Annotated in this window: 18 protein-coding genes; 8 read left to right on the top strand and 10 right to left on the bottom strand. The window is 44.7% G+C overall.

Translation table 11 applies throughout. The features are described from left to right. Positions 1–435: 435 nt before the first annotated feature. The 5 genes from AB6D06_RS03760 to ebgR all read right to left on the bottom strand — a co-directional run bounded on the left by AB6D06_RS03760 (position 436) and on the right by ebgR (position 8,905). Complete coding sequence (locus AB6D06_RS03760; protein ID WP_017069519.1) at positions 436–1,869, bottom strand: amino acid permease; 1,434 nt, start codon at positions 1,867–1,869, stop codon at positions 436–438. A gap of 574 nt (positions 1,870–2,443) precedes the next feature. Beyond that, complete coding sequence (locus AB6D06_RS03755) at positions 2,444–3,868, bottom strand: amino acid permease (RefSeq protein ID WP_017063320.1); 1,425 nt, start codon at positions 3,866–3,868, stop codon at positions 2,444–2,446. A gap of 141 nt (positions 3,869–4,009) precedes the next feature. Then, complete coding sequence (locus AB6D06_RS03750) at positions 4,010–4,462, bottom strand: beta-galactosidase subunit beta (protein ID WP_017066026.1); 453 nt, start codon at positions 4,460–4,462, stop codon at positions 4,010–4,012. Between the two features lie 3 nt (positions 4,463–4,465). Beyond that, positions 4,466–7,597: a beta-galactosidase subunit alpha gene (gene ebgA, locus AB6D06_RS03745; protein WP_372109935.1), complete on the bottom strand. Its 3,132-nt coding sequence runs from the start codon at positions 7,595–7,597 to the stop codon at positions 4,466–4,468. A 324-nt stretch (positions 7,598–7,921) separates the two neighbouring features. Next, positions 7,922–8,905, bottom strand: coding sequence for a transcriptional regulator EbgR (ebgR, locus tag AB6D06_RS03740; RefSeq protein ID WP_017069515.1), 984 nt, complete (start codon positions 8,903–8,905; stop codon positions 7,922–7,924). A gap of 393 nt (positions 8,906–9,298) precedes the next feature. Here ebgR and galE point away from each other — a divergent pair, with 393 nt between their 5' ends. From galE to galM, 4 genes are all read left to right on the top strand, one after another. Next, complete coding sequence (galE, locus tag AB6D06_RS03735) at positions 9,299–10,309, top strand: UDP-glucose 4-epimerase GalE (protein ID WP_017070355.1); 1,011 nt, start codon at positions 9,299–9,301, stop codon at positions 10,307–10,309. A gap of 228 nt (positions 10,310–10,537) precedes the next feature. Then, positions 10,538–11,590: a UDP-glucose--hexose-1-phosphate uridylyltransferase gene (locus AB6D06_RS03730; protein ID WP_052878877.1), complete on the top strand. Its 1,053-nt coding sequence runs from the start codon at positions 10,538–10,540 to the stop codon at positions 11,588–11,590. Between the two features lie 194 nt (positions 11,591–11,784). Continuing rightward, a complete protein-coding gene (gene galK / locus AB6D06_RS03725; protein ID WP_017060799.1) occupies positions 11,785–12,945 on the top strand; it encodes a galactokinase in 1,161 nt (386 codons plus the stop codon). Between the two features lie 111 nt (positions 12,946–13,056). Continuing rightward, positions 13,057–14,136 carry a galactose-1-epimerase gene (gene galM / locus AB6D06_RS03720; protein ID WP_017063325.1) on the top strand — a complete coding sequence of 360 codons (1,080 nt, stop codon included), beginning with the start codon at positions 13,057–13,059 and terminating at the stop codon, positions 14,134–14,136. A 219-nt stretch (positions 14,137–14,355) separates the two neighbouring features. On the opposite strand, the gene AB6D06_RS03715 is transcribed toward galM, so the two are convergent. Next, positions 14,356–15,354 carry a substrate-binding domain-containing protein gene (locus tag AB6D06_RS03715; RefSeq protein ID WP_048605550.1) on the bottom strand — a complete coding sequence of 333 codons (999 nt, stop codon included), beginning with the start codon at positions 15,352–15,354 and terminating at the stop codon, positions 14,356–14,358. 197 nt (positions 15,355–15,551) lie between these two features. On the opposite strand from AB6D06_RS03715, the gene AB6D06_RS03710 reads away from it, so the two are divergent. Next, positions 15,552–15,884, top strand: coding sequence for a tRNA-binding protein (locus AB6D06_RS03710; RefSeq protein WP_017060796.1), 333 nt, complete (start codon positions 15,552–15,554; stop codon positions 15,882–15,884). 46 nt (positions 15,885–15,930) lie between these two features. Here AB6D06_RS03710 and AB6D06_RS03705 read toward each other — a convergent pair whose 3' ends face one another. Continuing rightward, positions 15,931–16,485, bottom strand: a complete 555-nt coding sequence (locus tag AB6D06_RS03705) for a gamma-glutamylcyclotransferase family protein (protein ID WP_004734419.1) — start codon at positions 16,483–16,485, stop codon at positions 15,931–15,933. 308 nt (positions 16,486–16,793) lie between these two features. On the opposite strand from AB6D06_RS03705, the gene AB6D06_RS03700 reads away from it, so the two are divergent. Beyond that, positions 16,794–17,978 (top strand): NnrS family protein, encoded by a 1,185-nt coding sequence (locus AB6D06_RS03700; protein ID WP_372099651.1) that lies wholly within the window; start codon positions 16,794–16,796, stop codon positions 17,976–17,978. A gap of 67 nt (positions 17,979–18,045) precedes the next feature. Here AB6D06_RS03700 and AB6D06_RS03695 read toward each other — a convergent pair whose 3' ends face one another. Next, positions 18,046–19,053 carry an adenosine deaminase gene (locus AB6D06_RS03695; protein ID WP_017069510.1) on the bottom strand — a complete coding sequence of 336 codons (1,008 nt, stop codon included), beginning with the start codon at positions 19,051–19,053 and terminating at the stop codon, positions 18,046–18,048. A 354-nt stretch (positions 19,054–19,407) separates the two neighbouring features. On the opposite strand from AB6D06_RS03695, the gene AB6D06_RS03690 reads away from it, so the two are divergent. After that, positions 19,408–19,725 (top strand): DUF3622 domain-containing protein, encoded by a 318-nt coding sequence (locus AB6D06_RS03690; RefSeq protein ID WP_017069509.1) that lies wholly within the window; start codon positions 19,408–19,410, stop codon positions 19,723–19,725. Between the two features lie 202 nt (positions 19,726–19,927). Here AB6D06_RS03690 and AB6D06_RS03685 read toward each other — a convergent pair whose 3' ends face one another. After that, the gene (locus AB6D06_RS03685; protein ID WP_017060792.1) at positions 19,928–20,974 is read right to left on the bottom strand and encodes a succinylglutamate desuccinylase/aspartoacylase family protein; all 1,047 of its coding nucleotides are present in this window, start codon (positions 20,972–20,974) and stop codon (positions 19,928–19,930) included. Positions 20,975–21,245: 271 nt separating this feature from the next. Between AB6D06_RS03685 and AB6D06_RS03680 the strand changes: the two genes are divergently transcribed. Beyond that, entirely contained in the window at positions 21,246–21,785 is a 540-nt protein-coding gene (locus tag AB6D06_RS03680) for a DUF3332 family protein (protein WP_017066819.1), read from the top strand. Positions 21,786–21,923: 138 nt separating this feature from the next. Here AB6D06_RS03680 and AB6D06_RS03675 read toward each other — a convergent pair whose 3' ends face one another. After that, positions 21,924–23,396: an aminoacyl-histidine dipeptidase gene (locus tag AB6D06_RS03675; protein ID WP_017060790.1), complete on the bottom strand. Its 1,473-nt coding sequence runs from the start codon at positions 23,394–23,396 to the stop codon at positions 21,924–21,926. Positions 23,397–24,447: the final 1,051 nt, after the last annotated feature.

The raw sequence follows: 24,447 nt of genomic DNA, 5'->3' as shown, positions 1-24,447 counted from the left end.
GTGTCGGGGTTATAAATGAAGGTTCGCAAGCAGTTCTGACTTCTAATATTGGGTGCTCTTCAAGGCGTATTGGTCAGGTTACTTACGATCGCAAAACCAATATTAATGATAATTTTGATGTTTAAAATTAATTAGGTTTAAAAGTGTGATCTATTTTTAGTAAATATTTACTTTGTTTTTATTTTGACTTTCAGTTGAATTTGCAGAGGTATGGCTAGGGTTACAAGTATTCGGGAGGTGAATTGTTTGATGGGTGGTTAGATTGTTGGTTCGAATGCTTTGATTCTTGAATGGCTTTGATTTAATCGAGATGGTTAGTGGAAATGTACCGACAAATAAAAAGGCACTCACCAAATGTGAGTGCCTGAAGTTTAAATGCGAGTGCCTGAAGTTTAAGTCAGAGTGCCCGAAGTTTAAATCAGAGTGCAGGGTAAACTAAGCGTTCGCCGGTTCAGGTTTTGCTTCTAGTTTTTTCTCTTCTGGAGATAAGCTTTTTTCATATTTTCCGTACTTCCACCACGCGTAGCCAAGGAAGATAACAATCCCGCCCACGTTGTAGAAGATGATGGTCATGATGTCAGCACCTGTTGGGAAGGTTGACGCAAAGAAGCCAACAGTGAAAATGCCGATCAGAATCGAGACCACGGTAATGCCTGTCATACGTGAGCCCATTCTGAAATCACGAGGTAAGTGATCCAACTTCAAACGTAAATTAAGGTACGCGATCATGATGAATAGCGGTGGCAACATCGATGCTGCAGCTGTCATGTTGATAATGGTACTCATCAGATCTTGAACCGTATCGGACGCCAGTGTCGGAATGAACATCAGTGGAATCACAATCAAGAACTGAATCCAAGCCGCACGCTCTGGAACGCCTTGTTTGTTTAGAGCGACCGTTTTCTCACCGAAGATACCTTTAGGGATTTCAGAGAAGAAAATCTTAACCGGTGTTGCCGTCCACATCAGCAGAGAGCCCAGCATCGCCGTGAATGAAACCACACCAACGAAACGGTTCATCAAGATTTCAGACAGGCCAAAGTGTCTTGCTAGCCCTTCAAATACCTGAACTGAGCCGCCTGTGAATTTAAGCTCTTCACGCGAAACAAACACGTTTGCTAACACAGATCCTACCGAGTAAAGCGCACCGATGAAGATACCGGCAATGATGATGACTTTAACGAAAGACTTGTGACCGCCTTTGATGTCGTTAACGTAAACCGCGACCGATTCTGCACCGCCTGCCGCCATGAAGATCCAAGTGATTACGCCAAGGAATGCCCAGTTGAAGCTTGGTGTCATGGCTTCAATGGTGATTGGGTCAGCTGGCTCGATACCGCCTACCAAAGCACCGCCAGATAGCAAGATGTAAGACATCGTTAGCAGCAGCATCAGTGATGATGTTAGTGAGGTGATAGGGCCCAGTAATTTCGCACCGTTATTCGAGATATGAGTCGCGACCGCAAACAAAATAGTACTTAGAATTGCGGTGGTCATTGGCGTGAATATGTACTCAAAACCTAAGAACGCATACGACGCGTAAGCGATGATTCTAGGGAGCAGAGAGGTGAAGAAGAACAGGTTAACAAACCAGTAGGTGTAAGCTGAAATAAACGCCCAGCGGCCGCCTAGAGAGCTTTTAACCCAAGAGTAAACACCCGCTTCAGAGTCTTTATTCAGTGACACAAACTCTGCAACGATCAAACAAAATGGCACAAAGTAAAAGATGGTTGCTAGAAAGAACATCGGAGCCGAGGAAAGGCCGATCTCGATGTTGTTATTAATGATGTTATTGAAGCTGTATACCGCCGCGAAGGTCATAGACAGTAGGGCAAATTTGCCTATCGTACTGCGTTTATTTTCGGACATGATGTTCTCCGGTGAATCACGTTGATGATCGTTATAACTTGGTCCTAGAGAGGGAAGCTCTAGGCCGCACTTTTATTGTTATGTTGGTTTGGCAAACACCCGCTTTGTTTTGTCAGGGTTGGCTCATTGTTGTTTTTATAGATTTACGATCGGACTTCTTTGGGATTTTTTTCTTTGGTATTTCAGTAAACTTATTACCAAAACAAAGAGTTAAAGATTAAGAAGTTCATTGAAGAGATTGCTTGTTTCATGAGCGACGATTTATAAGGCGTGTAGGGGCTTTTTTGTCGCTTTCTTTATATGAATCAGTTTGTCTCTTCAGCAAGAAGATTAAAGATTAAGCGGCGGGAAGTTAATCGAAATTGATCAAATATGTGACCTTGAGTAAATAAATTTAGTTAATGTTTTACCTTGGTTTTTATTTGAGTTTTATTACCTATTAATTGGTGTTTTTCGTGAACTGAAACCTTGACGGAACGCCATTTTATTTTTGGGGTTTTTATTTTAATTATCTGATTTAAAACAAAAAAAAGCGCCAATTAAGGCGCTTTTAACTAGATGTATAGATTCTGGATTACGACTGCTTAGCCGTTTCTAGCTTTGCTTCTTTACCTGCTTGCTTCTTTTCAAAGCGAGAGATCCACCACCATGCGATACCAGAGAATACCGCTGTCATGAAGACGTTGATGAAGAAGGCTTGAACAAGGTCAACACCTGTCGGGAATGCCGATGCTGTCATGCTCACAATGAAGATACCAATCAGTACCGATACTACTGCCATACCTTGAACTCGAGTACCCATGCGGAAATCACGCGGTGTGTCGTCGTGTTTCAAGCGGAATACAAAGTAGGCCACCATGATGAAGATTGGCGGTAGCATTGCGGTACCTGCTGTTAGATTGATTGCTGTATTCATCATGTCTTGTACAGATTCAGAGCCGAAGCCGTTCACCACAAGCATCACGAATACAAACGCGAACTGCCACCAAGCTGCACGTACTGGCACGCCGTGTTCGTTAAGCTCTGTTGTCTTCTCGCCGTAAACACCTTTAGGGATTTCAGAGAAGTGAATTTTTACTGGAGCTGCTGTCCACATCATCATCGAACCGAACATAGCAACGAATAGGATAATACCGACGAAGCGACCCGTTAGAGATTGTGAAATGTCGAAGTAGTTCGCCATACCTGTGAAGATTTCAACCATGCCGCCAGCGTAGGTCAGTTCATCACGAGCAACGAATACGTTTACTAGAAGAGAGCCCACTGCGTACATTGCGCCGATTGCGATACCTGCACCAATGATAACCTTGATGAAAGACTTGTGACCGCCCTTAACATCGTTTAGGTAAGCGGCTGCGGTTTCAGCACCACCGGCTGCTTGGAAGATCCAACACATGATACCTAGCGTTGCCCAGTTGATGGTCGGTGTCATTGCTTCAAGCGTGATTGGTTCTACTGGCTCATGGTTGCCGCCCAGTGCCATTAGTGCACCGATAACGTAGATTGCAAACAGAGCGAATACACCGTAGGCCACGATCTCGGCAATCTTACCTAGCCAGCTCGCGCCTTTGGTTGAGATGTGAGTTGCTGCAGCAAACAGAGCAATCGAGATAGCCGATGTGACGACTGGCGAGAAGGCGTATTCATAGCCCAACATCGCGTAAGACGCATAGGCGATTACGTTTGGTAGCAGGGATACAAACCAGAAAAGGTTTACGAACCAGTATAGGAAGGAACCTAGGTAGGCTGCTTTTGAGCCTAGTGGTTTTTTTAGCCAGTCATACATGCCTGACTCAGAATTTTTATTTGCTGATACGAATTCAGCAATGATGAACACGAACGGAATGAAGTAAATAAGGGTCGCGAGCAAAAAGATAGGGGCTGAACTCAATCCCAATTCGATGTTGTTGTTTACAATGTTGCGAACGTTAAATACCGCTGCAAATGTCATGGAGAGTAGGGCAAATTTGCCTAACTTACCGCGTACAGATTCAGACATAGTGTCCTCCGAGGAATCACGTAATTATAGTCGTTATTTCTCAATGCTTCCTTGTAGGGAGGAAGCGTTGAGGCTTTGTTCAGTCTATTTGAGCCTTGAACGGCAAGGCTCAAACGCGCTGTGAGTTAATAGGGTTATTGCTTACTTATTAAGGAAGTAACCGTCTTCAATGGTCACTTTCAGCACCACCTTGCGAACTCGGTTATCACCGTGGAAACGGTAAGCCTGATTGTTGTCAAAGATCGCCACTTGGCCTTCAGCTAGCTCACGAGTTTCACCGTTCCCCATTAGGTGTTCGCGGTCGGTTTCATCGCTATAAGCTTGGATCTGCTCTAGCTCTGATTTCGCTGCGAATTCAACCGTTTCACGGCCTTCTAGGTAGTAGTGCACGTCGAAGTAACGACGATTACCGGTGAAGTTTTCTGTGTTACGAGCCACACCGTCTTCAATCATGTAAGCCAGTGAATCACCAATTGAATACATCACGCCATCTTTGATGTTTCCGATGTTTTCAATCGCTTCTACACAGCGTTGCCATTTACGACCATCGCGGTAGACGACTTTAAATTGTTCTAAGTTCTCTAAAACGATCATCGCTTATGCCTCGTTCAGTTGTGGTTGAGCTTTTGGTGCATTCACCGTAAAAAACTCATCGCCAAAGTTGTGATTGATTAGGTGCTGCGCATCGCAATCGCCTGCTTGGAATGGAATCAGAGTTAAACCGTAGCGGAACTCGTCCATGTAAACGCGGTAAGAATCGAGCACTTCGCTGCCCCAAGAGTTAGAGCCTAAGCCCATCACTTGGTGATCTAGGTTTAACGTGATGTAACCGCTTTTCTCTAGCTCAATGGTGTGTTGTGCTTGGTGCAGGTTTTGGTTGGTGTAGAACCATGCGCTGAAGTTGATTTCTTGCTGTGGTTTTACTGCAATACCATTACCCGCGCGGCTTGAAAGCGCAGCCCAACGAACGTGTTGGCGGTTGCCGTTGTTCTGTGGGAACGGGTAGTTCTCGAACATGTCTGCAACGGTTGATTGGTACACATCAATCATGTTGGCTTGCTTGCTGTCTTGGTAGTTCTCTTCAGGGCCGCGTCCGTAATATTGGACTTGGTCGAAGTCGCCGTTGATGCCCATATCAAAACCAATCACAGGAATTACATGAGGGTACTCACCGTAACGTTCGCCGCTTAGCTCAACGTTCAATTGGCCTTCAGCATTAACTTGGTAGCGATATTCACAACGCATGCCGAAATCGAATACTGGTGGAGCAATGATGCTGGTGGTGGTGATCTCTACCTTGCCATTTACCTGTTCAACGTTAACGCATTCAAGGTCAATGCTACGGAAGTGCTCCTGCATAATTTGCAAGTGTGCAGGCTCCCAGTAACCATCGTGCTCTTGTTTATGGTTATCGATCATTGGCTTGAAGAAGTTGATTCGTGGTTCTGACTTAATCATCTCTTCGCCATTGACCAACCATGACGTCAGCTTGCCGTTCACTTTCGAGAAGTTCAGTGCGAAGTTGTGGCCTTTGATTAGGTAAGCTAAACGAGACTCTTCCACATTCAGTGCTGTCGCATTGTTGTTAGTGAAGGCTTCTAGCTGTGCTGTGTTCTCTTTCACTTGGAATTGATACACCGCGATGTCGTGGTTCGCTTCGCTGTAAGGCGTACGAGAATCCTTGCGCACGGTAAAGTTCACAAACACTTCGCGCTCATCAAGTTGTGGCAAGTTAAGTGTCAGTTCACGGCTCGAGTTTTCTGCCAGTTCTTCAATCTTGATGTGTTGCACAGCAATGGTTTCACCTTCAGCACGGATTTCCGCAGTGATGGTGTAGTCATCGATGTTTGAGAACCAAAGTTTGTTGTCTACCGTGAAGGTGCCCGTTTGTGCATCGAAATCGCGAAGCTTCACTGGTGCGATAACCTGCTTGTACTCTTTTAAGCCTGGCCCCGGTGTTTGGTCTGGGTAGATCAAACCGTCCATGCAGAAGTTGTAGTTGTTCGGGTAGTCACCGTAGTCACCGCCGTACTTATAGAACTCAGTACCCGCTTCATCACGCGCTAGAATGCCGTGGTCACACCATTCCCAAACGTAGTGACCTTGAATTGCATCGTGCTTGTAGAACACGTTTTGGTATTCGGTTAAGCCACCTGGGCCATTACCCATTGCGTGTGCGTATTCACAGATAATGCGTGGTTTTTCGTGTGGGAATTCACCGAAGGCATTCATCAGTTGAGCACGTGAGTACATGGTTGAAATGATGTCGACCACTTCAGCATCGCGGTCTTCTTCATAGTGAACCAAGCGGGTGTCATCAATCGCTTTTGCCGCATCGTACATAGAGCGGATATTGCAGCCGTAGCCTGATTCGTTACCTAAAGACCACATGATGATAGAAGGGTGGTTCTTTTGAGCGTGGATATGACGTTCGATACGTTCAACAAACACCGCTTCCCATGCTGCATCGTTAGTGATGCGGCTTAGGTCGCCAACGTTAGCAAAGCCGTGAGTTTCGACATCGGTTTCACCCATCACGAACAGGCCGTAGATGTCACACAGTTCGTAGAAACGTGGGTCATTCGGGTAGTGCGCAGTACGTACTGAGTTGATGTTGTGTTGCTTCATCAACACCAAGTCTTTCTCAACGCGATCCATGCCCACAGCACGACCTTTCAGGTGGTCGTTGTCGTGACGGTTTACACCATGCAGCATCACGTATTTGTTGTTGATGTAGAACAGACCATCGCGAACTTTAATGTCTCGGAAACCAACGCGCTGTGGAATCACTTCTAGCACTTCGCCGTCTGTGTCTTTTAGCGTCAGCAACAGTTGGTAAAGGTATGGGTTTTCAGCATTCCATTGAACAGGGTTCACGACATCGATAGAGAATTGAGTGTTCGCATTGCCGCCAGTCTGTTGGTTAGGAACAGTTAAGTTATCTACTGAGCCTTGGGAGATAACTTGGCTGCCATCAAGCAATGCGTACTCAAGAGTTGCGTTAGTCGCTGCTGCTAGGTTTTCTAGAGCAACGTTGCACGAAAGGGTCGCGCTTTGGTAAGCGTCGTCAAAATCAGTACGAACCATTAGGTCTTGAACGTGAAGTTGTTCTTTACCAACAAGGTAAACATCACGGAAGATGCCGCCTGTCCACCACATGTCTTGGTCTTCAATGTAGGTGGAGTCGGCCCACTGCATCACTCGAATAGAAAGTAGGTTGTTGCCTGCTTTTACCTGGCTAGAGATATCGAACTCAGCGGTTAGGCGGCTGCCTTTGCTGAAGCCCACGTACTCGCCGTTTACGTAAACTTCGAAGTAAGTTTCAACGCCATCAAATTTGATGATGGTTTGTTTCTCGTCCCAGCTTTCGCCAAGGAAGAAAGAGCGTTGGTATGCGCCGGTTGGGTTGTCTGATGGTACGAAAGGCACATCAATTGGGAATGGGAAACCTTCATCTGTGTATTGAAGATCGCCGTGGCCTTCCATTTGCCACATGTTTGGAACCGTGATGTTTCCCCAGTCGCTCATTTCCTGAGAATAGAACTCTTCAGGAACCAATAGCGGATTGGTGAAATAGCTGAAATTCCATTGGCCACTCAATAGTTGGAAGTGGCTGCTCAGTTCACGCTGAAACGTTTTTGCATTTTTTTCTGATGCGTACGAGAAGAAGTATGCACGCGGTGCCATACGGTTCTCATGTAAGTTCAGGAAGTTTTCCCAGTTGTTCACGTTGCCTCTCTCTCGGTCTGAATGCAGTTTGCTGACCGACGTTCTTATGCGTAATTGGGTCGTAGTGAATACGAGTATTTTTGGACTGAGGTAATTATTAGTAAAAGTTTTACTAAATGAAATTGGTGAAAACGTTTTACTTTAACTTCATCACGTTTTTTATGGTCTTTTTACGGTGCTGTGTGATCCACTTAAAAGAATGCTATTGGCTGATTTATGTAGCAGATTAAAGAGGGGGACATGTGTCGATTGATGTATGTGACGGGCACAAAAAAGGCCACCTTCAACAAAGGTAGCCTTTATTTATCTACTTGATATATTTAATTATTTTGTTGTATCGCGCAGCTTGAGTTTGCTTGGTACATAGACACGTAGTGGGATGGTTCGGCCGTCGCGTACTTTTTCAATCAGCAGGTTAACGCCTTGAATTCCCATCAGTTCAGAGTGAATACGAACCGTTGATAAAGATGGGAAGGTAAATTTAGCTGTTGGGATGTCGTTTACACTGATCAGCGCAATATCTTCAGGGATGTTTAATCCGTGCTCATGAACTGCTCGTAAAACGCCAATTGCGATGGAATCTGACGCAATAAACATGGCTTTAGGGTAGTCGCCCGTCGCGAGCATCTGTTTTGCAAGCTTGTAACCTGATGAGCTAGAGAAGTCACCACGGTAGATGTCTTGCTCACTGACAACGTTCTTGAGGCCACCATATTCAGCAAAAGCGACTTCACGAATATCAGGGGTATTGACGTCGTCTTGGCCACCAATAAAGCCGATGCGCTCATAGCCTTGGTTGATAAAGAAGTTGGTGATCTCTTTGCTGATCAAAGCCAGGTCGATATCGACAGAGTCATAAGGTTCTGAGTGATCGGTAAAATCGACATAACAGATATTATCGCTCAGCTTTTTAGCTTGCTCGATAACCTCTGGTGTCATTCTACCCACCAACAAAACACCTGTGATTGGTGCTGAATTGATCTGTATTTTACTTTCATAACAGTTGGTTAGCTTAACTTCCATCTTTTCACATTGGGTTTCAATCCCGTGGCGAATCGATAGATAGTAAGGGTCGTTAACTTCCGCTTCTTGCTTGTAGTTATACAGTGCTAGGAAGTGATGGTTTTGTTTTTTACTGCTAACGGTTTTTCGTGAGCTGCTGGTTTTGTATTCCAACTTCTCTGCAATTTCAAAGATACGCCTTTTGGTCTCTTCCTTGACGCTTAATGTTGGATCTTCATTGAGAACCCTTGAAACTGTAGCCAATGATACATTCGCTTCAGTCGCGATATCTTTTAACGTTGCCATACTCACTTCCTGTTATTGGAACATTGCGCTGCTTTGAAATTGGTATTTAGTAAAAAAGCAATGCACCTCTTTATTCTACAGACCTATTGTAATCAAACTGGACGTCATTGCATTAACTTTTAGTAAAATAAATGCTCAACTCATCTGTGATGTCTCAAATCTAACTATCTATAATTATCTTATTAAAATTCAATAAATTAGAGGTTAACAGCTATACATTTCCTCTATGTCATGAGCAGTACCAATGATGAAAGTTAGTGTAAACGTTTACACTTCGTGGTTTTGATCACAGAATTATAGTCAAAATGGCTGCTACTATTTCTGACATACGGTGCTACTGAGCTGAATGTCAGTTCGAGTTAGCCCACGAATGACGACAAAGAGAGGTTGATTGTGAAAGTACTGGTTACGGGCGGCATGGGTTACATCGGAAGTCATACATGCATTCAAATGATACAGGCAGGTATGGAGCCGATCATTGTTGATAACCTTTGCAACAGCAAAGAGCTAGTGCTGGAACGAATCGAGTCGTTAACTGGCAAGCGCCCAACGTTTTATCTTGGCGACATTCGTGACCAATCTTTTCTAGATAGCGTGTTTTCAGAAAACGATATCCAAGCGGTGATTCACTTTGCTGGCCTGAAAGCGGTAGGGGAGTCGGTGGCTAAGCCTTTGGAGTACTACGATAACAACGTTAATGGTTCACTAGTGTTAGCTCGAAGCATGAAGAAAGCGGGCGTGAAAAGCATCGTATTTAGTTCTTCGGCTACCGTTTACGGTGATCCAGAAGTAGTGCCGATTACTGAAACTTCACCAACTGGCGCGACAACTAACCCTTATGGTCGCAGCAAATATATGGTGGAAGAGTGCTTGAGCGATCTGTTCAACGCGGAGAACGACTGGAGCGTCACTTTACTGCGTTACTTCAATCCAGTTGGCGCACATCCATCGGGCACTATGGGTGAAGACCCACAAGGTATCCCAAATAATTTAATGCCGTTTATTGCTCAAGTAGCCGTCGGTCGCCGTGAAAAACTGGCTGTTTTTGGAAACGATTACCCAACAGTCGATGGCACAGGCGTTCGTGACTATATTCATGTAATGGATTTAGCGGACGGTCACGTCGCAGCACTAAAAGTGGTTGGCGAGAAAGCGGGCTTACACATTTACAACCTAGGTACGGGCAAAGGCTCAAGTGTACTCGAGATGGTTGAAGCCTTCGCACAAGCATCGGGCAAACCGGTTCCTTATGAACTTTGCCCACGCCGCGCAGGTGACATTGCCGAATGTTGGGCAAGTACTGAAAAAGCAGAGCGCGAGCTTGGCTGGAAGGCGACGCGTAGCGTGATGGAGATGACGGCGGATACATGGAATTGGCAGTCGAATAACCCACAAGGTTACTAAAGAACTTTTAAGCTATTGAAAAAATAGAGATTCCAGATATCTCGTGCCTTTATTCTGGAATGACGGATGAGCATAAGGCTATGAAGTGGTGGCCTTTGCACAAATAGCACAACGAGATTACACGTCATTCCCTACAGCGAGGCACGAGCGTGATAGGGAATCTCCTTGTAGAAGAATTATTCATCTTGGTGAATTGACCAAGACACAAAATTTGAGAGCAATCTAAACATGTCAAAAGTTGAATTTAACCCAGTAGACCACCCGCATCGTCGTTATAACCCATTAACGGGTCAGTGGATCTTAGTATCACCGCACCGAGCAAAACGTCCTTGGAGTGGCCAAGATGAAAAACCATCGACTGCGCAGCTTCCTGCGTATGAGAAAGAGTGTTTCTTGTGCCCAACCAATACGCGTATCTCGGGCGACGAAAACCCAGATTACGACGGCACTTATGTATTCAGTAATGACTTCGCGGCGTTGATGCCTGATTCACCTGACGCTCCAGAGTCTGATAACCCTCTATTCAAGACTCAAGGTGTTCGCGGGTTGAGCCGCGTGATCTGTTTTTCTCCGGACCACAGCAAAACGCTGCCGGAGCTTCCGGTAAACAAGATCCGTGGTGTTATCGATACCTGGAATGAACAGATTGAAGAACTAGGTAAAGACTACCTGTGGGTTCAAGCGTTTGAAAACAAAGGTGAGACCATGGGCTGTTCTCAGCCTCACCCACACGGTCAAATTTGGGCGAACAGCTTTCTGCCCAACGAGATTGAACGCAAAGAGAAACTCTTAAAAGAGTACTTCGAACAACAAGGTTCGAATCTTTTAGTGGATTACGTTGAAGCTGAAATGAAAGACGGCTCTCGCACTGTGGTTGAAACTGAACATTGGATTGCTGTGGTTCCTTATTGGGCGGCGTGGCCATTTGAAACCATGTTGCTACCAAAAACACACATTCGCCGTATGAGCGAACTGACTGACGAGCAGCGTGATGATTTAGCGCTTGCGATTAAGAAGCTGACCAGTCGTTACGACAACTTGTTCCAGTGTTCATTCCCTTACTCAATGGGCTGGCACTATGCACCGTTCTTCGAAGAAGGCACCGACATCGATCACTGGCAACTGCATGCGTTGTTCTACCCGCCACTGTTACGCAGTGCTTCGGTTCGTAAGTTCATGGTCGGCTACGAAATGCTGGCTGAGTCTCAGCGTGATTTAACTGCAGAACAAGCGGCACAGCGTCTGCGCGACTTGAGTGACGTGCATTACAAAGAGCAGTAATACGTTACTTCGTAGATAACAAGCAAGATTCCTGATATCTCGTCCCTCGATTCTGGAATGACGGCAGGTGAAAGGCTGATGTTGTCATTCCCTACCGTGAGAGACGAATGAGATAGGGAATCTAAAAGAATTAAAGTGGTGCCGTGAAGGGGCCATAACCAATTGAACAAAGAGTTTAACCAGAGAGTTTACTTATGTCTGACCTAATCCAAAACGTGAAAGCATCTTTTGAGCAAGTCCTTGGTTACCAAGCGACTCATATTATCCAAGCACCAGGTCGTGTGAACCTGATCGGCGAGCACACTGACTACAACGATGGTTTTGTTCTACCGTGTGCCATTAACTACCAAACGGTAGTCGCCGCGGCTAAGCGTGACGACAACATTGTTCGCGTAGTATCAGTGGACTACGGTAATGCAGTCGATGAGTTCGATTTAACTCAAGAGATCACATTCCAACAAGACAAGATGTGGGCTAACTACATTCGTGGTGTGGTGAAGTGCTTAAAAGGTCGCGGCTTTGAATTTACAGGTGCAGACATCTCTGTAACGGGCAACGTGCCTCAAGGTGCAGGTTTAAGTTCTTCTGCGGCGCTGGAAGTGGTGATTGGTCAAACATTCAAGGTGCTTTATAACCTAGAGATCAGCCAAGCTGAAGTGGCGCTAAATGGTCAGCAGGCCGAAAACGAATTTGTGGGCTGTAACTGCGGCATCATGGACCAAATGATCTCTGCAGAAGGTCGCGCAAACCACGCGATGCTTTTGGATTGTCGTAGCCTAGAGACTCAAGCGGTTTCAATGCCAGAAGATATGGCTGTGGTTATCATTAACTCAAACAAGAAACGCGGCTTAGTCGACAGCGAATACAACACACGTCGTGAACAGTGTGAAGAAGCGGCGCGCATCTTTGGTGTTCCGGCACTTCGTGATGTGACCATTGAGCAATTCAAAGCGAAAGAGTCTGAATTGGATGAAATGGTCGCGAAACGTGCTCGTCACGTGATTACTGAAAATGACCGTACTGTTGAAGCGGCTCAAGCTCTACGCACTCATGATATGAAGCGTATGGGCGAGTTGATGGCTGAATCGCATGCATCAATGCGTGATGATTTTGAAATCACGGTGAAAGAGATTGATGCGCTGGTTGATATGGTCAAAGAAGTGATCGGTGAACAAGGTGGCGTGCGTATGACTGGCGGTGGTTTCGGTGGTTGTATTGTGGCATTGGTTCCACCTGCATTGGTTGATGAAATCAAAACAACCGTTGAACAGAAATATCAAGCGGCGACGGGGCTAAAAGAATCTATTTATGTGTGCCAAGCGAAAGACGGAGCAGGCTTAGTTGAAGTAATCTAACGGCTTCGAGACTTAATATAGAGCTTACCAAGTAAAAAGATCATGGTAGGCCAAATGCTAAAGCCTTTACTTCAGGTAGAGGCTTTTTACTGGCACTAGAAGGAATTTAGAATGACACAAGAGCAAAACCTGCATCAATCCATGGCGCAGACTCCAGCCTATGATGGCCAACCCGCTCAGTTAGTGACGCTATCAAATACGCATGGCATTCAAGTGACATTCATGGATATTGGTGCAACATGGTTGAGCTGTATCCTGCCAGTAAAGGGAAACAAAAGAGAAGTGTTGTTGGGTGTTAACTCAATGGAGAACTTCGATAAACAAGCCAGCTATATGGGCACAACCGTTGGCCGTTATGCTAACCGCATTGCTAATGGTCGTTTCAAAATTGATGGTCAGAATTACAAGCTGGAAACCAACCAAGCGGGCAATACCTTACATGGTGGCCCGAACGGATTTGATAAACGCCGTTGGAATATTGCCGAGCAAACCGAAACGTCAGTGGTGTTCAGTCTAGAGTCTGCTGATGGCGACCAAGGATTCCCGGGGAATTTGAATGTGTCGGTACGTTATGACATCACCGAAGACAATCGAGTGTCCATTAATTACTCTGCAACCACAGACAAGCCGACTGTAGTCAACCTAACGAATCATGCGTACTTCAATCTACTTGGCGCTGAAGCTGGACACGATTGTTTGTCACACATTGTCAGTATCAATGCTAATCAGTTCTTACCGACCAATTCGGTGGGTATTCCGTTAGGTAACCTTAAATCAGTGAAATCGACCAGCTTTGACTTCAATCAGCCTATGATGATCTCAGAGCGTTTGTTGGGCGATGAACAGCAGAAAGCAGCAAAGGGTTACGACCACTCTTTCTTATTGGCTGATGGCTGCAAACGCACTCAATGCGCCGCGACCGTAACCTCACCGGATGCGCTCGTCACACTAAAAGTATTTTCAACCAAACCTGCGATGCAGCTATACACCGGAAACTGGCTTGGTGGCACACCAAACCGAAGTGGTGGCAGCTATGAAGACTACGCTGGTTTGGCGCTAGAAACCCAGTTCTTACCTGACTCTCCTAACCACCCAGAGTGGAAGCAGGACAGTTGTATTCTCAAGCCTGAACAAGAATATAACTACAGTACCTGTTACCAGTTTGAATTTTCGGGGGATTCTTCAAACTAGTACGCTCTAGCTCAAAGCGGTTACGTCAATATCTTTTGTTTGTGAATAGGACGATGTGAATTATCGCGTTGTTCTTGGGGGATGAGCAAAAGTGGCGCTCAACAAGAGTGCGGTTTATTAAGCGCGATTGTTGAGTATCTGAGTAAGGTAGGAAAGCCCTAACAGAAGCGATTCTGTTAGGGCTTTTTTTTGTTTATTGCTTGATGAGTCGACCAGAACCTAGACTTTCTCTACCGAATTACGGCGTACCAGAGTTGGAGAGAACATCATTGGTTCAGTTGAGGTGTTTTCACCTTTGGCTAAGTGCAACGCGAGTCGTGTCGCTTTCTCTGCCATCATCTGAATCGGGTAGCGAATAGTGGTGAGCTTTGGATGAACATAGCGGGCAATCAAACCATCATCGAAACCGATGATCGACATTTTGTCCGGCGCTTGAATACCGTTTTCATCAAGGACAGACAAAGCACCTGCTGCCATGTAATCGTTGTACGCCACAATGCCAGTGATTGGCAGTGATTTAGTCAGAAGGTTAGTCATGGCGTATTCGCCACCGTCACTGGTCGGCGCTGAGTATTCAATATAGCTGTCAGAGAGCGCTATTTTGTAATCTGAGAGTGCCGCTAAGTAACCTTGGATACGCTCATCGGCATCTTCAATGCTATGCGATGAGGCGATACAGGCAATGTTCTTATGGCCATGGCGGATCAGATATTCCGTCGCAAGATACGCACCTTTTTTGTTGTCTAAGAAAATACAGCGGTTGGCAATCTCAGCAATATAACGGTTGATCAGTACTAAGCCTTTGACCTCTTTTGCATAGGCAATCAGTTCTTCGTCGGTGAGGCCTTTAGAGTGGATCACCAGGGCGTCACAACGGCTGTTAATCAGCAATTCAATCGCTTGTCTCTCTTCTTCACGATCGTGCGAGCCATTACCGACAAGGATATGTTTTCCGTTCTCACGAGCGACATTGTCGACAGCCTTAACCAGCGTGCCAAAAAAGGGATCGGAGATGTCACCGACCAATACACCAACAGTGTTCGTGCTTTGGCTTACCAGCGCTCGAGCATTGGCATTCGGTCGATAGCCAAGTTTAGACATCGCTTTAGTTACAGACTCTACCGAGCTTGCACTCGCCTTGGGAGACTTGTTGATCACTCGAGATACGGTTGCAACAGAAACACCAGCTTCCTTTGCTACATCTTTAATTGTTGCCATTTTTAACCTCTATACATTGCTTCATCTATTTAACACCGACAATGATAGTAAGGCAACGAAACTCTCATTTTACTTCCAGTAATGAGATCTTTACCGCTTGTAATTATTAGGCTTAATGCTAGTGTAAACATTTACATTTTACTTAATTTTAGTAAATGATTTAATGAGTGAAAATAAACCAATATAGGAAGTGAGAAATGGATACTGTCTCTTATGGTGACTTTGCTAAGTTAGAAATGCGTGTGGGTAAGATCATTGAGGTTGTGCGTCATGAAAACGCCGACAAGCTTTACATAGTGCAAGTGGATGTTGGTGACAAGACACTGCAAACGGTGACCAGCCTAGTCCCTTACTACACAGAAGAAGAGTTGATGGGTAAGCAGGTTGTTGTTTTGTGCAATCTAGCGAAGGCGAAGATGAGAGGCCACACTTCTGAGTGCATGTTGCTTTGTGCAGAAACGGAAGATGAATCTGAAAGTGTATTGCTAACACCTGAACGTGCGATGCCAGCAGGTATTCGTGTCGTTTAAGCTCACTTTAGGTTGGTGAGTCAATGTGTTCACCAACCTAAATCAACTAGCTGCGTACAGTTAGTATCAAGCCATCAATCACACTGTGATGGTGATCGGAAACCCCAGCAAGGTTGCCGTATTTAGGCTGGTGGCGATCATTTTCTAATGGGTGATGCCAACCTTGTGTGTGTTGAACAAAGTGCGCCGCAAAGCTTTCAGACACTTCTAAACATCCTGCTAATACCGTATCGACATAGGTTTGAACGATAGGGCTGTTTTCGCAAGGTGCTTGAATCTCGTCTTTGATGTAAACCCAGATCGATTGATCCTGTTTAAACTCATTTTGGCTTTCTATCTGAGAGGCCTTTAATTCGATTCGGTGATAACCACGCTCACGGCGATCAAACTCAGTCAGCGCAATATCATCCACTTCAAGTAAAACTCCATTCACTTGTCCCTCACCGAGATTTACGATCAAAGGTGACAACACATAGCTGTCATCGATCTTACTCCAGTGACGAACTAGGCCATGCACTATCGCAGGAATCGCTTGTCCTGTTTGACCTGTGAGTTGACGAGAAGAGGAGTTGATCAAGCTACCATAACCAAAAATATACATCGCGTTCCCTGTCTGTTCTTTTGTATTTGAGACTAGTCTTACTATATGTTTGGCTTCATCAAATGTCAGTAGTTTTTTATTTTACACACTCATGAGTCTAAATGACTTTTGTGGGGTGTGTTTTATTGACACTTTTTTGAAGCCTAAAGACTCCTTGTTGCTTGTTTTTATTGGCTTTATATCTTTGGCGCGTTTCATGCATTACGTTAGGAAATATTGCAGTGATGATTACTGCATCATGAATTTGACTATGAAATAGCAATTCCCAGAAGCCACTCTTGGCTTGTTATCTGAAATGAGGAACGAGTTTGTTAAATATCACAGATAAAAGTGTAGAAGATGCGATTCCTGCATATCTTCGATTAGGTTTTAGACCTTTCTTCTTTTTAGGCAGTCTCCATGCTGTGATCGCGATTGTAGCTTGGGTCATCATGTTCCAAAACGGCCAGCCAGAAATGCTAAAAGTACCGGCGCTTTGGTGGCACGTACATGAAATGCTGTTTGGCTTTGCCATGGCGATTGTGGTCGGTTTTGTGTTAACTGCGGTGCAAACGTGGACGGGCGTCAATGGAACCAAACACTATCGATTAGCTGGACTGGTTGGTTTGTGGTTGGCACCTCGTATTCTGTTTTGGACCCCCGCACCGTTATGGCTGATCTCATCTGTTGAGGCGTTGTTCTTAATCTTCGCCGCTTACGAAATTGGTTTCCGAGTTGTTAAATCGAAAGGCTGGAAGAATCTATTCTTTGTGCCGCTGTTTATATTGGCTATCGTGGCGAACTTTGCTAGTTACGCAACCATTAAGGGGATGCCTCCATTCCCGTCGTCTGCGGTATGGCACGCAATGTTATGGTGGTTTACCTTGCTGCTATCAGTGATGGGTGGGCGAGTTATTCCATTCTTCACTGCGCGTCGCTTTGATTTTGAAAAAGCACAACCACTAGTTTGGTTAGAATGGTTAGCGAATCTACCTTTGGTTGGCTTATTTGTATTGAGCTTCTTCCCATTGACCTTTGCTCAAGTCGGCAATGAGTTGATTGTATTTGCAGGTGTGACTCAGTTGGTGCGCTTTATCCGCTGGAAGCCTTGGACTACGTTATCTGAGCCCTTGGTGTGGTCGCTGCATGCGGCTTACCTATGCATCCCTTTAAGCTTGCTGCTACGAGGTTTATTAGACAACCCGTTCGCAAGCCACAACATGCTGCACTTGTTTGCGATTGGCGGTTTGAGTGGATTAATTCTTGCGATGATTACGCGCGTGACAATGGGGCACACGGGTCGTGCAATCTATAAAGGGCCAAGTATGGCGTTAGCGTTCTCGGCTATTTTTATCGCGGCTTTGGTTCGCAGCGTAGGTGTGACTTTCTTCCCTGCGTATTTATTTGAGATGGTGAACATCAGCGCGGGTTTATGGACGTTAGCGTTCGGTCTATTTATCTGGAAATTTGGGATGATGCTGTTAACGCCAAGAGTGGATGGTCACCCGGGCTAAGCCAATTAGTTATCTATTGATATAGATAGGGAAGCTCAGAGCTTCCCTTTTTGATCTTGATAACTCATTAAGTACTCGCAGCAAGGTATTGGCGTACCTGTGTGATGAGATCTTCCTTGGCGTGAGGCGAGATAAAACTGGCTTCGATGGCATTAATACTGAACTGCGCCAATTCGTTTTTGGTCACTGGGTGAGCATTGGCGACGGCGAGGAAGTTATCATTCATATAGCCGCCGAAGTAAGCCGGATCATCGGAATTGATGGTGACGCACAGCCCTTTTCTCAGCAACTCGACGATGTTGTGCTCTTGCATGGTCTCAAACACCTTGAGCTTGGTATTCGACAGCGGGCAGACGGTCAGTGGTGTACGTTTTGCTATTAGCTGTTCCATCAACTCTTCATCTTCTACACAGCGAACGCCATGATCAATTCGGGTAATGCCTAGCAAGCTCAGTGCGTCGCTAATATTTTGTGCTGGGCCTTCTTCTCCGGCGTGCGCGACAGTCAGAAAGCCTTGGTTGATCGCTTCTTGGAATACATGTTTAAACTTCTCTGGTGGATTGCCCTGTTCTGATGAATCTAACCCAACGGCAATGATCTTATCTTTATAAGGAAGGGCTTGTTTGAGTGTTTCAAAAGCGCTGTCTTCATCGAGATGACGCAGAAAGCACATGATCAGTTGGCTGCTGATACCAAGCTCTTGCTCCACTTGATTCAAAGCTCGAGTAATCCCGCCAACGATGACTTCAAAGTCAATGCCGCGTTCAGTGTGAGTCTGAGGGTCGAAGAAGATCTCAGTATGAACCACATTATCTTGCTGACACTTCAACAGATAAGCCCACGTCAGGTCGTAGAAATCTTGTTCATGAATCAGTACGTTTGCACCTTGGTAATAGATATCGAGAAAGGATTGAAGATTGTGGAACTGGTACGCGTCTCGAACTTGGTCTGGGGTCTCAAAGGGAATCGACAGGTTATTACGCTTGGCGAGTTGGAACATCAGCTCTGGCTCTAATGTGCCTTCTATATGTAAGTGCAGCTCAACTTTGGGTAAATTTTTGATGAAGCTATCCATAGCAACTCCTTAGCTATTTTAATTATGAGCGGAGTAGGTGAGACAGTAGAGTCTATAAACCTGAGCAAGCAGGTATCTCTTTCATTTATCTCTGTTTGAGCATAGTTCATTTCATTGTTATCGATAAAATAGGATAGAAGTTGATGGTGAACCGAGAGTTATGAACCGATTGAAATTAGGCGCAAACGATTTGCAGCATTGGAGTGTGATCCGCTGCAAATATTTGCAGCAATATTCATTGATTTGTGCTCTAATACCGCGCTTACCAAGGGATGGTGTTAAAAGATGCTCACTTAGATGGAGTTATCAAAGTTGACCGATCCCTTAATGATCTCCCTTAGGAAAAAATAGAACATGTCTAAGAACAAAAAATTTGATATCCGCCTTACAGAAAAACGCAACGGTTGGTGTGCAGAGATTACTCGTCAAGTAACGTCTCGCAGCACTACAGTATCTAAGCGTGAGTCTGGTTTCGAAACTGAAGCTCTAGCACAAGAGTGGGCAGAGAAAGAGCTAGCATCTTTCATCGCTAACCAAGCTGAACGTAACGAGCGTAAATCAGAGCAACGTAAAGAGCGTGACGAACTACGTCACACTAAAGAGCTTAAAGCTGAGCAAGCACGTGAAGCGCGCGCTAAAGCTCGTGCAGAAGAGCAACAAGACGCTGAATAATTCAGTGCATGACTAATTTATAGATCCCTTAATTTTAAGATAAGGGATTTGTGAAAAAAAAGCCCCGATACAACTTTTTTCTTTCGAGTTAAAAGTGTTTTGGGGCTTTTTAGTTTGTGGAGTTCTGTTTTATTGTGTTTAAGAGCTCGGTTTGGCTTCTCGCTTTTAACGTCGAGCTCTTAAACTGTTAAGCATTGTCTGATCAGTTATTCAGTGCAGTTAGCCAATCGTCTTCTGCCACTTCTTCAATGTAGCTTTCTACTGATTGTCCTACTTCTTCATCGTCTTGCTTGAAGTAAGCGATGTGGAACACAGCATCACCTTCGTTGACCAAAGGCAGAGTTTGCTGACCAATCACGATACCGCCTTTGGTTGTGATCACTTGGCCTTCTTGGTGACCCAATGGAGAGCTGATGTAAGCAAGGGTTTGTCCTGCTTCAACCTGTTCGCCAAGTCTTACCATGTTACGCAAAATACCGTCTGATTCAGCGCGGATCCAGCTGGTGGATTTACTCAATACTGGCTCTGGTAACTTCTTACGGTTAGGGCGCAGCATGCCGATTTCTTTCATCACTTGATGCACGCCAAGGTAACCCGCACGAATCGCGAGGTGATCAAAACGCAGCGCTTCACCACCTTCGTAAGTTAATACAGGAATACCCAGTTTTTCCGCTTCGCTACGCAGTGAACCGTCGCGCAGTGGAGAATCAATAATCACGGGTGTTGCGAACGCTTTTGCGATGCGCAGTGTCTCAGGGTTCGAGAGGTTTGCACGAATCTGTGGCAGATTGGTACGGTGAATCGCGCCCGTGTGTAGATCCAGAATGTAATCACAGTGCTTTGCCACGTTCTCAAAGAAGGTGTAAGCGATACGTGATGTTAACGATCCTTTCTCACTGCCAGGGAAGCAACGGTTTAGGTCACGACGGTCTGGTAGGTAACGAGATTTATGGATAAAGCCAAATACGTTAACGATAGGCACAACAATTAATGTCCCTTTCAGTTTCTTTGGATCAATCGCATTGGTCAGTTGTCGTGCAATCTCAACACCGTTTAATTCATCTCCGTGGATCGCCGCGTTTACCATCAGTGTTGGGCCCGCTTGGCGACCATGAATAATTTCAATCGGGATTGAAAGTGGAGAATGCGTGTAAAGCTGAGCCGCTTGCAGTTCAATCTCCATTCTCTGTCCTGGCTGAACAGTATAACCAAGTAATTCGAAGGGTTGATTAGGTTTTAGTCTTGCCATTTAGGTTGTTCTCAACATGGTGATAATTCGTTAACACGGAATGTATCAATCGTTGATTTTTAGTACGAATCAATCGCTTTACGGTGACGACAAAACTTTTTTATGGAGGCGTTTCTTAATTGGTTTCTGTTTTTGATTTGGCTAGTTAGAAGGGGTTTAGAATTGTGAATTTCCTGACAATACATTGATTTAACGCTGATATTTATTGTTCGGTTGGTTGGTATTATTCATCGCCATTTTTTGGCGGCCAAATTCATATATCGAGATAAAAATGAAAAAAACAATTTCAAAAGTCGTTGCACTGGCGGTGGTTTCTGTCGCTTTATCTGGCTGTGTTGGTAGTAACGCAGTAACCGGTTACCTAATGAAGTTTAACGTTAAGGCTGTTGATAACCGTTACGCACGTGGTGGCTTGAACATGCTACTAGCGCCTGCTTACGGCCTAACAGTTGCTGCCGATTACCTGGTATTCAACTCACTAGAGTTCTGGACGGGTAGCAACCCACTAACTGGTTCTCCGCACATCTTTGATACAAAGACTGATACTTACCTAGACATCAACCACCAACTTGATCCGTCTCTAACGGAAGCGCCAGTGGGTCCTATCACGAGTGCAGATGTGATCGAAAAAGGTCAAATGCAGCAGATTGATGAAAACACGATCCAAATGGACATTACTTACCAGTCTGGTGAGCGTGCGACGTTAATCGGTGTTCGTGATGGCGAGATGGTGACGTACTTCATCGATGGCGAAGTTGTGGCACAAACTTCAATTGATGAGCTAGAAAGCTACGCGGCTTCACGCGCTTAATTGTTTATTTAGTCACAAGTAGTAGCTACAAAGATTAGATACAAAAACAGGTACTCATTGAGTACCTGTTTTATTTTGTCTCAGATAAACGGTGTTTACTGTAAAACACCATTTACTGAACAAACATAGCTTATCGAATTAAGCTTTTTCTGGGATCGCTTCAAGCAATGCAACCATTTGGTTCCAGAATAGCTCAACGGTGTCGATCTTCACTTTCTCATCAGGAGAGTGCGGAAACTTGATGGTTGGGCCGAAAGAAACCATATCCATGTTCGGGTAAGGTTCTTTGAATAGACCACACTCAAGACCAGCATGGATAACCATGATGTTTGGCTTGTGACCGTAGATACCTTCGTACATGTCACGGAAGATATGCATGATTTCTGAATCTGCGTCTGGTTTCCAACCTGGGTAAGCACCAGAGAACGCGATGTTAGCGCCTGCTAGTTCAGCAACAGAGTGAAGCATGCTTTCTACTTGGCTACGACCTGAATCGATAAGAGAGCGGATCAGGCAAAGTACTGTGATTGAGTTCTCTTCTGTTGTGATAACACCTACGTTTAGAGACGTTTCCACAACACCTTCAATCTCGTCACTCATACGAATCACGCCGTTTGGACATGCGTTAAGTGCCGCGATAAAGCGAGCTTGGTCTGCTGACGCAAGTGCGCCCATTTCTACAGAAGCTTCTTCATTGAAAGTCACGATGCTGTCTTCTACTTTACCTAGCTCTGTTGAAAGCAGCTCAGTGTAGTAGTTGTATAGTGAAGCCAGTTTTTCTTGGTTTGCCGCAGGAACAGCAACCGTTACGAAACCTTCACGAGGGATCGCGTTACGAAGGCTACCACCTTTGAATTCGACGATGCGAAGGTCTAGCTCTTTTGCGTGACCCGCTAGGAAGCGAGCAAGCAGTTTGTTTGCGTTTGCACGACCTGTGTGGATGTCACAACCAGAGTGACCGCCTTTTAGGCCTTTTAGCGTTAGCTTACGTGTTACGAAGTCAGCTGGAATCGCATTACGAGCAATTTCAAATGTCATTGCGCCGTCGATACCGCCAGCACAACCCATGTACACTTCGCCTTCTTGCTCTGAATCGGTGTTAAGAAGGATATCGCCTTCTAACCAACCCGCTTCAAGACCGAAAGCACCAGTCATGCCTGCTTCTTCATCTACTGTTAGTAGAACTTCGATAGGGCCGTGCTGAATTTCGTTTGAAGCAAGAACCGCTAGGCAAGAAGCCATGCCCATGCCGTTATCAGCGCCAAGCGTTGTGCCTTTAGCTGTAACCCACTCACCATCAATGTATGGTTGAATTGGATCTTTAGCAAAGTCATGAACTGTGTCTTCGTTCTTTTGTGGAACCATATCGATGTGAGCTTGTAGCACTACACCTTTTTTGTTTTCCATACCCGCCGTTGCTGGCTTTTTGATGAATACGTTACCCGTTGGGTCACGACGTACATCTAGGCCTTGCTCTGTTGCCCAAGCAATAATGTATTGAGCAAGCTCTTCTTCATGCTTAGAAGGGTGTGGGATTGAGCAAATCTTATCGAAGAACTGCCAGATAGGGGCAGGGGATAATTTACTGATCTCAGAATGGAATTCAGACACGGATGACTCCTTTTTTATTTAATAACCATATATTTAGGTTTTGTATGGGGAAAAGCCTAGAACAAAAATCTAAAATATGGGTCTGTTTTGATGGCAACAGCATACCACTTGAGCGTTTTGACGAGTAGCGGTTCTAAACCTCAAATAGCTCAAATTTTGAAAGCGATCTTGTCCATCTGATCACAGCTAAGCGCCTTGATGCTTATAAATGGAGCACGCAAACGTTTGTTTAATTCTATTCTGTAATTTTATTACAAAAATAAGTTTGCAAAATAACCGTAAATGGCCAAAAATGTGACGTATAGCAAAAAATACTTGTAATCTTTTTTCTTTAGGGTATATTAATAACCAACTTCTGAGATGAAGAGTAAATGCTCAAAGGATGAGTCCGTTTTATCGCCTCCAAGGAACCGAGAAATCAAATTCGTTTTTTATTGATTTATTAAGGTGATAGTTATGAAAGGTTTACCATCTGCAATGTTCTGGATTAACAGCTCTGTTTACACTAGCAACTTTGCATACCCTACAAGCTTTGGTTACTAATACCGTAAGCATGTAACTCGAACAGTTTTGTTCACCCCTATATATTGGAATTCTTTTACAGCCCTTTTGGTTGACAGATTCTACCGCCACTCAGTTTTGAGTGGCGTTTTTTTTGCCTGCTACTTTTCCAAACCGCTTTCGCTTGTCACTTTCCTTGCTGTTCTGCGTGGTTGTTTTTTAAACGCCGAAATATCAATTTGCGCCTTATTACTGATCCTGTTGAAAAATACATAACTATTGTGAGTTTGAATTCAGAATTTACTGGCTAGATTATCAATGAAAATAACCGATGGTAGAAAAAACAACCAACTAGTTTTAGTGAGTCTATTGTTGTTAATTGTTTGTTTTTAATGGTTATTTATCGATGATATCTTCATTTTTAATCGCTTTGTTTCATACGGCATTCTGATAAATATCGATTAGAGCCTTAATTCTATCTGGAATTTGTTATTTGATAACTTTATAATCCACAGCCAATCGATTACGCAACCGTTTACTTTTTACCCTT

Origin of the sequence: Vibrio sp. 10N.239.311.G01, assembly GCF_041465805.1 — a bacterium.
GTDB lineage: Bacteria > Pseudomonadota > Gammaproteobacteria > Enterobacterales > Vibrionaceae > Vibrio > Vibrio crassostreae_C.
The sequence above is the reverse complement of the archived record's forward strand: the minus strand, read 5'-3'. Positions and strand labels throughout refer to the sequence as shown.